At 63.1% G+C, this 12,129-nt stretch carries 13 protein-coding genes; all 13 read left to right on the forward strand.

The genetic code is table 11. The features are described 5' to 3' along the window. Positions 1 to 486 (forward strand): tRNA-dihydrouridine synthase (locus Q0J60_RS01515; protein WP_294438434.1); only part of this gene is annotated, 486 nt, incomplete at its 5' end. Positions 487 to 619: 133 nt separating this feature from the next. Continuing rightward, positions 620 to 1,627 (forward strand): heat-inducible transcriptional repressor HrcA, encoded by a 1,008-nt coding sequence (gene hrcA, locus Q0J60_RS01520; protein WP_294438435.1) that lies wholly within the window; start codon positions 620 to 622, stop codon positions 1,625 to 1,627. Between the two features lie 21 nt (positions 1,628 to 1,648). Beyond that, positions 1,649 to 2,782 (forward strand): molecular chaperone DnaJ, encoded by a 1,134-nt coding sequence (dnaJ, locus tag Q0J60_RS01525; RefSeq protein ID WP_294438436.1) that lies wholly within the window; start codon positions 1,649 to 1,651, stop codon positions 2,780 to 2,782. Beyond that, entirely contained in the window at positions 2,782 to 4,113 is a 1,332-nt protein-coding gene (mtaB, locus tag Q0J60_RS01530; protein WP_294438437.1) for a tRNA (N(6)-L-threonylcarbamoyladenosine(37)-C(2))-methylthiotransferase MtaB, read from the forward strand. The genes dnaJ and mtaB overlap by 1 nt, the downstream gene beginning before the upstream one ends. Next, positions 4,110 to 4,526 (forward strand): diacylglycerol kinase family protein, encoded by a 417-nt coding sequence (locus tag Q0J60_RS01535; RefSeq protein WP_294438438.1) that lies wholly within the window; start codon positions 4,110 to 4,112, stop codon positions 4,524 to 4,526. Before mtaB ends, Q0J60_RS01535 begins: the two co-directional genes overlap by 4 nt. Positions 4,527 to 4,548: 22 nt before the next feature. Beyond that, on the forward strand, positions 4,549 to 5,352 hold the full coding sequence (locus tag Q0J60_RS01540; RefSeq protein ID WP_294438439.1) for a 16S rRNA (uracil(1498)-N(3))-methyltransferase: 804 nt from the start codon (positions 4,549 to 4,551) through the stop codon (positions 5,350 to 5,352). Next, a complete protein-coding gene (ybeY, locus tag Q0J60_RS01545; RefSeq protein WP_294438440.1) occupies positions 5,352 to 5,843 on the forward strand; it encodes an rRNA maturation RNase YbeY in 492 nt (163 codons plus the stop codon). Before Q0J60_RS01540 ends, ybeY begins: the two co-directional genes overlap by 1 nt. A gap of 176 nt (positions 5,844 to 6,019) precedes the next feature. Then, positions 6,020 to 6,763 (forward strand): hypothetical protein, encoded by a 744-nt coding sequence (locus tag Q0J60_RS01550; RefSeq protein ID WP_294438441.1) that lies wholly within the window; start codon positions 6,020 to 6,022, stop codon positions 6,761 to 6,763. Positions 6,764 to 7,516: 753 nt separating this feature from the next. Beyond that, positions 7,517 to 7,861: a 50S ribosomal protein L19 gene (gene rplS / locus Q0J60_RS01555; RefSeq protein ID WP_294438442.1), complete on the forward strand. Its 345-nt coding sequence runs from the start codon at positions 7,517 to 7,519 to the stop codon at positions 7,859 to 7,861. Between the two features lie 183 nt (positions 7,862 to 8,044). Continuing rightward, a complete protein-coding gene (locus Q0J60_RS01560) occupies positions 8,045 to 8,824 on the forward strand; it encodes a ribonuclease HII (protein ID WP_294438443.1) in 780 nt (259 codons plus the stop codon). 384 nt (positions 8,825 to 9,208) lie between these two features. After that, positions 9,209 to 9,904 (forward strand): YraN family protein, encoded by a 696-nt coding sequence (locus Q0J60_RS01565; RefSeq protein WP_294438444.1) that lies wholly within the window; start codon positions 9,209 to 9,211, stop codon positions 9,902 to 9,904. 1 nt (position 9,905) lies between these two features. After that, a complete protein-coding gene (locus Q0J60_RS01570) occupies positions 9,906 to 11,390 on the forward strand; it encodes a YifB family Mg chelatase-like AAA ATPase (protein ID WP_294438445.1) in 1,485 nt (494 codons plus the stop codon). A gap of 60 nt (positions 11,391 to 11,450) precedes the next feature. Continuing rightward, the coding region (gene dprA / locus Q0J60_RS01575) for a DNA-processing protein DprA (protein WP_294438446.1) at positions 11,451 to 12,129 on the forward strand (679 nt) is incomplete at its 3' end.

A 12,129-nucleotide genomic window follows, 5' to 3' on the forward strand; every position in this document is an offset into this window, starting at 1 on the left:
GGACGCACTGCCGCGCAGTTCTATTCCGGCAGCGCCGACTGGGACGTGATCGCGCGCGTGAAGCAGGCGGTGGATGTTCCCGTCATCGGCAACGGCGACGTCACGTGCGGTGCCGATGCGGTCGCGCTCGTCGAGCGCACGACGTGCGACGCGGTCATGGTCGGTCGTGCCGCCCAGGGGAATCCTTGGATATTCGAGCAGGTCAAGGCTGCGTTGGTGGGAGATGCCGAGCCTGAGGCGCCTTCGGTCGAGGCGCGCGTGAGCATGGCACGCCGCCATGCCGCGATGCTTTCGGAGCGCATGGGCAACCATATCGTGTACATGCGCAAGCATGTCATGTGGTATCTCCACGGCATTCCCGGCGCGGCGCGCGCCCGCGGCGACTTGAACCAATGCGTCACGTTGGATGATTTCAATGCCGTGCTCGACCGTCTTTTGGAGGATGCGCGACGCTTCGAGGCCGAGGAGATTTCCGCCGCCCGTTGATTTGCGTGACGGTAGCGTGACAATTCGCGATATCGTTAGCACTCCGGCTGCAAGGCTGCTAGAATCACTACGTTTATAAATCGCGACCCCGCGTCTTGCGAGGTCGCTCGTGTGAGAAGAGGCAAAAGGTTTCGTGCTTTCGGATCGTCGACAGAAGGTGCTCCAGGCTCTCATCGAAGAGTACGTCGCCAACGCGCAGCCCGTGGGCTCGCGCACGCTGGTCGACCGCTACCGCCTGGGCGTTTCTCCCGCGACGGTGCGCAACGAGCTTTCTGTGCTTGAAGACGAGGGCTATCTGACTTCGCCGCACACCTCTGCGGGCCGCATTCCCACCGACGCCGGCTATCGTGCGTTCGTTGACGACCTGCTGTCGCAGGAATACGGCGACGAGGCGGGCGATTCCACGTTCGACGCCGTGCGTGACGCCGCCACGCGCGTGGATGAGCTGATGGAGCAGACGTCTGCGGCGCTCGCGCGTCTTACCGACTGCCTGTCGATCGTGGCGGCTCCTTCGCTTCTGGGATCGTCGGTCAAGCAGGTGTCCCTTGTGTCGTTTTCCGATTATCGCATGCTCATGGTGGTGGTGACAGAGGACGGCCAGGTGCTCAATCGCTCCGTCGAGTTCGCCGAGCCTGTAAGCGCCGATGATTTGGCTTGCGTCCAGAACACCCTCAACACGCTTCTTGCCGGTCACTCGGTGAACGAGATTCGCAAGGAGGAGGCGGCGCGCCGTGCGTACGAGTCGCTGTCGAGCCCCCTTGCGCGTGTGGTCATCGAGGAACTCATCGCGTGCCTGGAAGAGGCGGACGCCCTTCGCGCCCACAGGCTGGGGCTTTCGTCGCTTCTGCGCAAGCCCGAGTTCAAGCAGACCGAGGCTGCGCTTCCGGTTTTGCAGGTGCTCGAGGACGACACGGTGCTCATGCACCTGTTCGATGACGTCGCCGAAGGGGCTGAGCCGCTTGGCGTGCGCATCGGCAGCGAGAACGGGGCAAGCCAGCTATCGGGTGTTTCCGTGGTCGCCGCTCAGTACGGTTCCCCCGATGCTCCTGGCATCGTGGCCGTCATCGGCCCCACGCGCATGGATTATTCGAAAGTCATTCGCGCCGTCCGCGCCGCCCGAAGCGCGCTGCGCGACCTGTAGAAGATAGAAAGGTCCCTTAAGATGGCCAAAGACCTGTATGCGGTGCTCGGCGTCGCCAAGACCGCTACCGACGACGAGATCAAGAAGGCGTTTCGCCGTAAGGCGCGCGAGCTTCATCCCGACGTGAACAAGGCGCCAGACGCCGAGGAACGCTTCAAGGAGCTCAACGAGGCATATGACGTGCTCTCCGATCCGTCCAAGCGCGCTCAGTACGACCGCTTCGGCACCATCCCTGGTGCTGCCGGTGCGGCGGGTGGCGGAGCTCCCTACGTCGACTTCGAGGATTTGTTCGGCGGCGGCTTTGGCATGGGGGACCTTTTCTCCAGCTTCTTCGGCGGCGCGGCAGGCGGTCGCGCCACGGTACGCAAGGAAGGCCGCGACATGGGCGTGGGCCTGCGCCTGACGCTTGAAGAAGTGGCCGCTGGCGCGAAGAAAGAGATCGTATACGATCGTCTGGCTCCGTGCGAGACCTGCGGCGGCACCGGCATGGCCGAGGGCGGTCATGAAGTCGACTGCCCCGAGTGCGGCGGCCGCGGTCGCGTGTTCACGGTGCAACATACGTTCCTGGGCGATATGCAAACGGCCAGCACGTGCCGCAACTGCGGTGGCACCGGCAAGGTCATCGACCACCCCTGCGAGGAGTGCGAGGGCCAGGGCCGCATTCCCGACCGTCAGCACGTCACCGTGGAGGTGCCGGCCGGCATCCGCGAGGGCCAGCAGCTGCGCGTGAGCGGCTTCGGCGAGGCGGGCATGCACGGCGCGAAGGCGGGCGACCTCATCGTCACGTGCCGCATCCAGCCGCACGAGTTCTTCGAGCGCGAGGGCGACAACCTGCATGCGCGTGCCAACATCAGCTTCATCCAGGCAACCCTGGGCGCCGAGATCGAGATCGATGGCATTTTCGAGGACGAAAAGGTGCAGGTGCGCATTCCCGAGGGCTGCCAGAACGAGCAAGTGGTGCGCGTGAAGGGCATGGGCATGCCGCGTCTGAACGCCGATTCGCGCGGCGACATGTACGTGCACATCAACGTGCTTATTCCCAAGCGCGTCACCAAGAAGCAGCGCGAGCTGCTTGAGAAGGTTGCTCAGGAGTTCGGCGAGGAAGTGGCTGCGCCGCGTTCGCCCCTCCAGAAGCTTCGCGACGCCTTTAATTAATGATGAATTTTCACGTTGTCAATCTGGGCTGCAAGGTCAATCGCGTGGAGAGCGATGACTTTGCAGCCACGCTGTTATCTCAGGGCGCGCGGGCGGTGGATGCCTCGGCGGCCGACCTGATTATCGTGAACACCTGCACCGTGACCGGCGAAGCCGAGAAAAAGACGCGCAAGGCGGTTCGCCAGGCGCTGCGCGCGAACGATTGCGCGCAGGTGGTGGTCACGGGCTGTGCCGCGGCGATCGACCCCGCAACCTATACCGAGATGAGCGATCGCGTGCGCGTGGTGCCCAAGCTCGCCATGCACGAGCTGCTTGCGAGAGGCCCGCGCGAAGATGGCGGCGCTTCTTCCGAATCTCCTGAATCCGAAGGCGTCGAAAGCGCCGTTCTTTTCCCTGCTGACGCTGAGGAGTCTGCCGGTGTTTCGCAGAGCGCCCGTGTGGAGGATGCTGCGGCGGCTCGCGACGCCGCCCGATGGGGCACGGGCGCCGAGCACGTGCACGTGGGGGAGGAATTTCCCACGCGCGTGGGCGTGAAGGTGCAGGATGGTTGCAACAATGCGTGCACCTACTGCATCGTGCACGTGGCGCGAGGCCGCGCCTGGTCGCGTCCCGCTGAGGAGATCGTCGACGAGGTGCGTCGCACGGCCGAGGCCGGCGCGCGTGAAATCGTACTCACGGGCATCAATCTGGGATCGTACTCCTACGACGGGATGGGCCTGGCCGATCTGCTGCGGTTGCTGCTGGACGCCACCGATGCAGACGTTCGCTTTCGCGTGTCCTCCATCGAGCCGCGCGACGTGGACGACGACCTGATTGCGCTTATGGCCGCAGCTCAGGGGCGCATCTGCCGCCACCTGCATCTGCCGCTTCAATCGGGCTCCACGAAGGTGCTGCGCGAAATGGCGCGCCCGTACAAGGCCGAGCAATTCAAGGCGCTGGTGGACAGGCTGTATGCGGCCATGCCCATGCTTTCGCTTTCCACCGACGTCATCGTGGGCTTTCCTGGCGAGACCGAAGAGGATTACCAGGCCACCGAGGAGATGGCGCGTGCGTGCCGGTTCTCTAAGATGCACATCTTCCGGTATTCCAAGCGCGAGGGCACGCCCGCTGCGCGTCGCGCCGATCAGGTGGCTCCGGAGGTGAAGGCCGACCGCGCCAAGCGTCTTGAAGCTGTGGAGGCGGAGCTTCGTGCGGCCGATTTCGCGCGGCGTGCGGGTACGCGCGAGTTGGCGCTTGTCGAATCCGATGGCGTGGCCACCACGGAGAGCTATCATGCGGTTGCCGCGCCTGCGGGCGCCCGCGAAGGCGATATGGTGGAGGTTGTCTTATGAGCGAGAATGCTTCGGGATCTTCCCCAAAGACCGGCCAGGAGATGAAAAGCGGCAATTCGCTGGTCAAGTCGTTCGGGTATGCCGCCCAGGGCGTAGCATCTGCGGCGGGGGAGCGCAATTTCAAGGTGGATTGCATCGCTGCCGTGCTCGCGTTTGTGCTGTGCGCCGTTCTGCAGGTTCCCCTGTGGGGCTGGGCTGCGGTTGCGGTGTGCGTGGGCGTGCAGCTCGCGATGGAGACGGTGAACACCGCGGTGGAAGCCGTGGTGGACCTCGCATCGCCGGGGCTTCATCCCCTTGCCAAGCGCGCGAAGGATTGCGCGGCAGGCGCGGCGCTCATCACCGCCTGCGCGAGCGTCGTCGTCGCGTGCATCGTGTACGTTCCGGCGCTCCTGAAGCTTTTGGACATTCTGTAGGACCTTCGGCGAAAGGGTATCGATGTCGCTCCATCATTTCTTTCTGGATGACCAGGTGCTAGGTCTTGAGACGGACGAGGTGTTTCCGCTGCGCCTTTCGGCCGACGATCGCAAGCATACCAAGGTCTTACGCCTGGCTCCCGGCGAGCACGTGAGCGTGGTGGATGCCGCGCGCGACTACTTCGAGTGTGAGATCGTGCGCGTCGAAGGTGGCGACATCGAGGTGCGCATTGCGCAGCGGCTCGATGTGGAGCAGGCGGACCCCGATGTGATTCTGGTGCAGGGCATCGCCAAGGGCGAGAAGATGGACGACGTGATTCGCCATGCCACCGAGGTGGGCGTGGCGGCGTTCATCCCCATGGCGAGCTCGCGGTGCGTGGTGAAGCTTGACGAGAAGAAGACGGCAACGCGCGTGGCGCGCTGGCAGGCGATCGCGAAATCGGCGGCCATGCAAAGCGGACGGCTCACCGTGCCCGAGGTGTCGGATCCTATGAGCGTGAAGCAGGTCGCCGAAGCGCTTGCGGGCGCGACGTGCGTGCTCGTGTGCTGGGAGGAATGCCCGGCCACCTCAACCATCGCCGATGCCATCGCGCGCGGCATGGCAGAGTGCGCGATGAACGACAGGCGCGATGCGCGTATCGCCGTGGTGGTGGGGCCCGAAGGCGGCCTTTCCGCCGATGAGGTGGGCGTACTCACGTCGGGGCCGCGTGCGTGGCCGGTGACGCTGGGCCCCACGATTCTGCGCACCGAAACGGCGGGCGTGGTGGCGCCGGCGCTTGTCCTTTACGAATGCGGCGGCATGGGAGCGAAAGGAAGCGAGATCTAATGAACATCGCGATTGAAATCGAGCATGGGGCCGATATCGCCGAGGGCGTGGATATCGAGGGCATCGCGCGCTACGTGCTCGAGCAGGAGGGTCAGCCCGAGAATACCGAGGTGTCCATCACGCTGACCACGAACGAAGAGGTGCATCGTCTGAACAGGGAGTTCCGCGGCATCGACCGCCCTACCGATGTGCTTTCGTTCGAATGCGACGGCTATGATGACGATTTCGACTCTGACGTGGCCTATGGGGACGCCGGCGTGCCCGATGACGAGCCGTTTCTGCTGGGCGACATCGTGATCGCGTCCGACGTGGCGCGCGAGCAGACCGCGCAGTTCGGCACCACGCCACAGCAGGAGCTCTACGTGCTGCTGGTGCACGGCCTTCTGCATCTGTGCGGTTGGGACCACGTGCACTCCGACGAGGAGGCCGAGGAGATGGAGGCCCGCGAGCGCGAGATGCTCGCCGGCTTCGGCCTGCCGGGCATTCGCTAGGCGACTTACGGCTTTTGTGCTTACGCGCATGGGTATCGTCTCGTTGACGTGCTCTTTCGGTTGCGGTTTGGTTACGGTTCGTCGAACCTATGGTTTCGATTTTGCCGAAGCGCGCGCATCGTTGGCCCCGTTCTCTACAATGATACGCAACGGTTTTCGATAGAAAGGTTTTAATCATGTATGAGTCTGACGTTCGCGTGGTGCGCGGGGTAAGCATTGCCTCCATCGTCTTGGCCGTGCTCGCCATTCTGGGTTGTATTGCGGCGATGGCGCTTTCCGCCGGCCTTGGGGTTGTGGCTAGCGACCCGTCGAACTTCGACGGCTATGTGGAATATCGCGATGACTTGGGCGCGACAAACGGTATCGATGCCCAGTACGACATGAGTGCTGAGGATACGTCGGCGCTGGTCACGATGGTCTTCGGCTTCATCAGTGCGTTTTCGGGTATCGGCGTGGTGCTGTGCATCGTGTCGCTGATCGCCGGCATCATGGGCGTGCGCAACTGCCGCAATCCGCAGAAGGCGGGCAAGATTTTCGGTTGGTCCATCGCGGGCGCTGTCTGCGCCATTCTGATGGGCCGCGTGATTTCCTGTATTCTGCTCATCGTGAATGCGGTGTATGCAAACCGCCTGAAGAAGGCGGCCGCCAATCCCGCGATGTATGCGCAGCCTGCGTACGGCTATGCGCCGCAGGGCTATGCCCAGCCGATGGCGGCCCAGCCCATGCCGCAGCAGCCCGTGCCCGGCACCGCCCCGATGCAGCAGCCTGCGGCGGGCGCGGTTCCGGCCCAGCAGCCGATGGGCGCTGACGCTCCTATGCAGCAACCGGTTGCTCCTGCTCAACCCGCCGCGCCTGATCAGCCCGCGGCGCCCGCTCAGCCTGCTGCCCCTCAGCTGCCGCAGGAATCTAAAGCCCAGTAGTCAGCGCCGCTCTCGTCTTTAACGACGAGAGTTCAATACTCCGCTCAAACGTAAATAAGAGTTCAATACTTGTCTTCCGCGAAGTCGATTGACGAATGAAGCGAGTATTGAACTCTTTTGCGTATTCAGGACTCGCTACGATGCGCGTGACGTATCTCTGAACTGGGGAAACGCGCTTTGATAGTTGCGCTTCCGCTCAATTGGGCCGTTATAGCGTTCAATACTTGCCTTATTCGCAAATGAGCTTCGCATGAAGCAAGTATTGAACTCTGTATGCTTTCGGGTCGTTGGGGCTGGTCGGCGATTTTCGGCGCAGTGGGCGGTGTGCGAGCAGCAAGGCAAATGAAGGCGGTATGCTGCGGCGCGTGGGGTTCACGCTTGCCGTGGGGCTTACGCTTGTCGTGGTTTTCGCGCTTGCCGTGGGGTTCGTGCGTGTTGTGGGGTTCGCGCGTGCTGCGGGGCGAAAGTAACTTTTCCGTGATGGCGAAAAAATACCTTGCTACCTGGGATTGTTTTGCTATACTTTGACGTCAGCTTCTTTAAGCGTTCCGGTTCACGTCGGATATGCGGCATCCCGCAAGGGAACGCGGCGTTTCCATCCGACCTCTGTTGCGGTACCAGGCAGTCCAGGGCTTTTAAGGTTCCGGCCGATCGGGGCATTGCGTGCGATGCTCGCGCGAAAGCGCAGAAGGCCGCCTCCGAAATCGCGCTTTAAGCAGCAGGTCGTTGTAAGACTAACAGAAGGAAACGAACATGGACATCATTCGCGCTATCGAGCAGCAGCAGATCAAGGACGTCACCCCGTTCAACGTGGGCGACACCGTGAAGGTTCACTATCGCATCGTCGAGGGCAATCGCGAGCGTATCCAGGTGTTCCAGGGCGATGTCATCCGCCGTCACGGCCATGGCGCCCGCGAGACGTTCACCGTCCGCAAGATTAGCTTCGGCGTGGGTGTTGAGCGTACCTTCCCCGTGCATTCCCCCAAGATCGACAAGATTGAGGTCGCACGCGAGGGCAAGGTTCGTCGCGCCAAGCTGTACTACCTGCGCAACAAGGTGGGCAAGGCTGCCAAGATCAAGGAGAAGGCGTTCAACTAACGCTTCGCTTCCGCGTGATGAAAGGGGTCGCTTCGTGCGGCCCCTTTTGTTTAGGCTGTATTATTCGCATTCGGCGAACCGATTCGCTGAACGCATCGTGCGTCGCTCGACGTGGATGGCCCCAAGGCTACGGTTGCGCTTGAGTCATCTTGTTGCTCACACATTTGAACGAAAGGTATTTTCATGCCCAAGACGCTTGCCCAGATTCGCTCCGAGCTCCAGCACGCAACTCGCGAGCAGTTCGAAGTGCTGTCGCGCGCATTGGCGGCCGACGAGCGCAAGGGCGTGAAGCAGGCGCTTGCCGTTGCGGCCCGTCGTCTTGAGGCCGAGGAGAAAGAAGCGGCCCGTCTTGCCGGCATGTACGAATTCCAGGCGCAGCTTGCCGAAGGCGGCGTGGCCGTTGGTCTGGACGAAGTGGGGCGCGGACCTGTGGCGGGGCCGTTGGCGGTTGCGGCGGTCGTGCTGCCCGACGAGCCGCGTATTCTGGGCCTCAACGATTCAAAGCAAGTGGCGCCAGAACATCGCGAGGCCATTGCCGAAGAAGTGAAGCGGGTGGCGCTCGCCTGGACGGTGCAGTACGTGGAGCCGTCCGAAATCGATGAGCGCGGAATGGCGGCATCTTTGCGCCTTGCGTTTACGCGCGCGCTGGCAAGCGTGGAGGCCCAAGGTATGCATGCCGACGTTGTGCTTTTGGACGGCAATGCGCTGCATCTTGATTCTCGCGAACGCAACGTGGTCAAGGGCGACGCGAAGTGCGCGTCTATCGCCGCGGCGTCGATCGTGGCGAAGGTGGAAAGGGATGCGCTGATGCGCGAATACGCTCAAACGTGGCCCGAGTACGGCTTCGACCATAATAAAGGCTATGCGAGCGCCGATCATATCGAGGCGATCAAGACGCATGGCACATGCCCCATTCATCGAGAGACGTTCTGTCGCGCATGGACGCAGGAAACGCTGTTCTGAGGCTTCGCATCATCTTCGTTCTCTGAGGAAGCATCCATTTTCAACGGCCGTGCTTGTGCGCGGCCGTTTGCTTTTGCGGGCATATAGCCGCGTTTTGGGCGGGTGGCAAGGTTTCGGCAAGGTTCGGGCAAGGTTTTGGCGACAGGTCGAGGGGCAGGCTGCGATGGTTCGTTGAAGCGCGAAGGGCGGTATCGGCAAGAATTCGGGTTCCTGTCGGTCAGGTTCCGGATAATCCGCGCCGCAAAAGACGAAACCGCGGGAAAGGGTTTGGCAAGGTTTGAAATCTAGGCTTTAAGCATGGACAGAACGCCCGTCGACGACCGTATCGGACGGCGGGGCGGCATGGTTTGCCAACCCATGTCGCAAAGCAGGAAGGAGACTGCCATGCAAGCCAGCACCGTGTGCACGTGCCAAACCGTCAGGGATGAGAGGGGGGACTCCGTATCCGCCATCGAGGTCACCGTTAGATGCGAGCGTCAAGGGGACTGCGCCGGCGGGGCGGGGCTTGATGTGTGCGACCTCGACGACTGCGGCATCGACGAAGAGGAATGCGTTCTTGCCGATGAGCCGTTCATCCTGGGAGGCTACGAAGGGGGATTCATTGGCCTGTGCGATTTGATGAACGTCTTCGGGGCGGACGAAGATGGGCTTGCCGACGAGGACGATGCCTGCGACGATTGCGTCGAAGACGAAGACTATGACGACCCTCGCGCGTTATCGCCGAAAGAGCTTGGACGCAGGGGCGAGGACGCCGCCTGCGCTCTTCTGAAGCGCAAAGACTACGTGATTCTGGAACGAAACTGGACCTGTCCGGCGGGGGAGGCGGATATCGTTGCGCTTGACGACGGATGCCTCGTGTTCGTCGAGGTCAAAACAAGGGCGGGAATCGAATATGGCCTTCCTGAAGAGGCGGTCACGGCCCGCAAGCGCGCGCGGTACGAACGCATCGCAGGGTTCTTCCTGAGCGATTACGACGGGCCGTGCACACAGGTGCGGTTCGATGTCATCGGCGTGCTTGCGCTGCCCCGCAGACGTGCGCTCGCCCGTCATCTAATCAACGCCTTTGCGGTAGGCGACTGACATGCAGGGGCGATGCATTCTGCGTTCGGCGGCGCTCGTGGGGGTGAGGGCGGTTCCCGTCGACGTGGAGGTATCGGTTTCCAACGGGCTGCCGGGCATGTCCATCGTGGGCATGCCCGATGCGGCGGTGCGCGAGTCGCAAGAGCGCGTGCGCGCCGCCATCAAGGCCTGCGGCTACACGATGCCTGCGGACAAGGTGGTGGTGAACCTCGCCCCGAGCTCGCTGCGCAAAACGGGATCGGGATTCGACCTGCCTATCGCGGCGGCGTTGCTGGGTGCGACGGGCCAGGCGGATGCGGAAAAGCTCGCGAAATACCTCATGGTGGGGGAGCTGTCGCTCGAGGGGCGCGTGCGCGCCGTGCGCGGGACGCTTCCGTATGCGGAGTGCGCGCAGCAGGAAGGGCTCGACCTGGTGGTCGCGGCGGATGCCGCCGATGGGGCAAGCCTGAACGGGGTCGACCAGTATTGCGTGAAGTCGCTTGCGCAGCTGCGCACGATGAATCTTGCGCGCCTTTCTGTGGTTGGAGGCGGAAAAGCGGGCGGTGGCATCGATTTCGCATCGGTACACGGCCATGATATGGCGAAGCGCGCGCTTCAGGTGGCTGCGGCGGGCGAACATGGCGTGCTGCTTATGGGGCCGCCGGGTTCTGGCAAGACGATGCTCGCGCGGGCGCTCCCTTCGATTCTTCCTCCGCTTGACGAGCGTGAGCGAATCGAGGCGGCCATGGTCCACTCCACCGTCGGGGAGCCGATTGACTCGATTCTGAGCGGCGTTCGGCCGTTTCGCAAGGTCCACCATAGCGCCACGACGGCGGGTCTGGTGGGAGGCGGCAATCCCGTGCGTCCCGGCGAGATATCGCTCGCGCATCATGGCGTGCTGTTCTTGGACGAGCTGCCCGAGTTCGGCACGAGCACGCTGCAGGCATTGCGGCAGCCCATGGAGCAGGGCAGGATTCTTATCACGCGCGCTGATGGCACCGTGGAGCTTCCTGCGCGGTTCATGCTGGTCGCGGCTGCGAACCCGTGTCCGTGTGGGTACTTTGGCGATCCGGCGAAAGAGTGCAAATGCTCCGCGACCCAGGTGCAGCGTTATCAGGCGCGCATCGGCGGGCCGCTGCTCGACCGCATAGACATCCATATTGATGTGTGGCGCACCGATCCGTCGGACATTATCGGGGATGCGGCGCCGCAAACGACATCCGAGGAGCTGTTTTCGGGCGTGCAGGCGGCGCGCGAGTTCGCCTCATGGCGGCGTGATGCGCTCGGCGACTCCAGCCGCTCGGATGCGGCCGCCCTTCTGGCGTGCTGCCGTATGGATGTATCAACGAAGCGCCTGTTCGAGGCGCTAGCCCGCGACGCCTTGCTCTCCGGGCGCGGCATCACGCGCGTGCTCTCGCTCGCCAGAACAGTGGCGGATATGGCGGAGTGCAAGACGGTAGGCGAGGAGCATCTCCTCGAGGCGATGGGTCTTCGCCTGCGACGATAAGGCGAACGTCGCGGGGCGGAGAGGTTAACTGTTCAGGAGCATGTGAGGGGTGGTGTTCCCATGGGCGAACGGATACAGACGGGCATACGGGGAACCAGATATGAAATCGCACGGGGGTCGGCGGAGTATCCGCCCGCTTTCGAATTGATTCCCCGGCCCCCGAAGACGCTGTACGTAGTGGGCGATTCGGATGTATTGCGGGAGGGTTTGGCGGTGGTGGGCGCCAGACGGGCGACGCCGTACGGAAGAAGCGCCGCCAAGCTCTTCGCGGGAATGGCGGCGAAGCGTGGCATCACGATTATCTCGGGCGGGGCGCTGGGGTGCGATTCCTGTGCGCATGAGGCGGCGTTGGACGCGGGCGCCAAAACGGTTGCGTTTCTGGGCGGCGGATGCAACCAGGTGTATCCCGTGCGCAACACGGGCCTGTTTCAGCGCATCGTGGATGCGGGAGGCGCGGTGGTGTCCGAGCATCCGTGGGATTTTCCGCCTGTGGGATACGCGTTCCGCGAGCGAAACAGGCTGATTGCGGGTCTGGGCAGGGCGACGCTCATCGTCGAGGCGGGGCTGCCCAGCGGAACGTTCTCCACCGCCGACGAGGCGCTTGCCGCCAATCGCGACGTGCTCGCCGTGCCCGGTTCCATTTTCTCGCCGACGTCGCGCGGGGCGAACGCCCTTATTTCCCAGGGGGCGTATCCCGTGGTCGATGAGGCGTCGTTCTCGGAGCTTTTGGACAGGCTCT

The sequence above is a fragment of the uncultured Slackia sp. genome (assembly GCF_944321625.1).
Classification (GTDB): Bacteria; Actinomycetota; Coriobacteriia; order Coriobacteriales; family Eggerthellaceae; genus Slackia.

Excerpts from the sequence above, each read along its gene's own strand:
- Q0J60_RS01550 (WP_294438441.1), top strand. The coding sequence starts at position 6,020 with ATGTATGAGTCTGACGTTCGCGTGGTGCGCGGGGTAAGCATTGCCTCC.
- Q0J60_RS01570 (WP_294438445.1), top strand. The coding sequence starts at position 9,906 with ATGCAGGGGCGATGCATTCTGCGTTCGGCGGCGCTCGTGGGGGTGAGG.
- Q0J60_RS01540 (WP_294438439.1), top strand. The coding sequence starts at position 4,549 with ATGTCGCTCCATCATTTCTTTCTGGATGACCAGGTGCTAGGTCTTGAG.
- Q0J60_RS01535 (WP_294438438.1), top strand. The coding sequence starts at position 4,110 with ATGAGCGAGAATGCTTCGGGATCTTCCCCAAAGACCGGCCAGGAGATG.
- Q0J60_RS01565 (WP_294438444.1), top strand. The coding sequence starts at position 9,209 with ATGCAAGCCAGCACCGTGTGCACGTGCCAAACCGTCAGGGATGAGAGG.
- rplS (WP_294438442.1), top strand. The coding sequence starts at position 7,517 with ATGGACATCATTCGCGCTATCGAGCAGCAGCAGATCAAGGACGTCACC.
- mtaB (WP_294438437.1), top strand. The coding sequence starts at position 2,782 with ATGATGAATTTTCACGTTGTCAATCTGGGCTGCAAGGTCAATCGCGTG.
- Q0J60_RS01560 (WP_294438443.1), top strand. The coding sequence starts at position 8,045 with ATGCCCAAGACGCTTGCCCAGATTCGCTCCGAGCTCCAGCACGCAACT.
- ybeY (WP_294438440.1), top strand. The coding sequence starts at position 5,352 with ATGAACATCGCGATTGAAATCGAGCATGGGGCCGATATCGCCGAGGGC.
- dnaJ (WP_294438436.1), top strand. The coding sequence starts at position 1,649 with ATGGCCAAAGACCTGTATGCGGTGCTCGGCGTCGCCAAGACCGCTACC.